Origin of the sequence: Mesorhizobium sp. M6A.T.Ce.TU.016.01.1.1 (assembly GCF_003997065.1) — a bacterium.
GTDB lineage: Bacteria > Pseudomonadota > Alphaproteobacteria > Rhizobiales > Rhizobiaceae > Mesorhizobium > Mesorhizobium mediterraneum.
In genome coordinates this window covers 1-422 of the sequence record NZ_RZTJ01000155.1, presented here as the reverse complement: position 1 = coordinate 422, position 422 = coordinate 1, and the positions used below count along the sequence as shown (strand labels likewise).

Genomic DNA, 422 nt, shown 5'->3' with positions numbered 1-422 from the left:
GCTGATCGACGCACTCAACATCTGGGTCACCAACGTCATCGTCTTTGCCTTGTGGTTCTGGAGCACCGACCGCGGCGGCCCGCCGACCTGCGGCCTCGTCAAGCTTGCGCAGGCCGATTTCCTGTTCGCGCAGATGACGTTGAACGACCGTGACCTCCGAGATTGGCTGCCCGGTTTCGTCGATTATTTCTTCCTCGCCTTCACCAATGCGACAGCGTTTTCGCCCACCGATACCTTGCCCCTTTCCCAGCGCGCCAAGCTGCTGATGATGGCCGAGGCCATGATCTCGCTGCTGACCATCGCGCTGGTCGCGGCACGCGCGGTCAACATCCTCGCTTGATCGGCCCGACACGCGAAATAGCCCGCCCGGCGCACCGGAACGGGCTATTTTGGGTTGCCTTCGACAGTTGAAATGCAGCGCC

The 422-nt window shown here is 61.8% G+C and carries 1 pseudogene; it reads left to right on the top strand.

Annotated elements, in window-relative coordinates:
• A pseudogene (locus EOC94_RS33725) lies at positions 1-340 on the top strand (hypothetical protein); the annotation flags it as partial.
• Positions 341-422 lie beyond the last annotated feature (82 nt).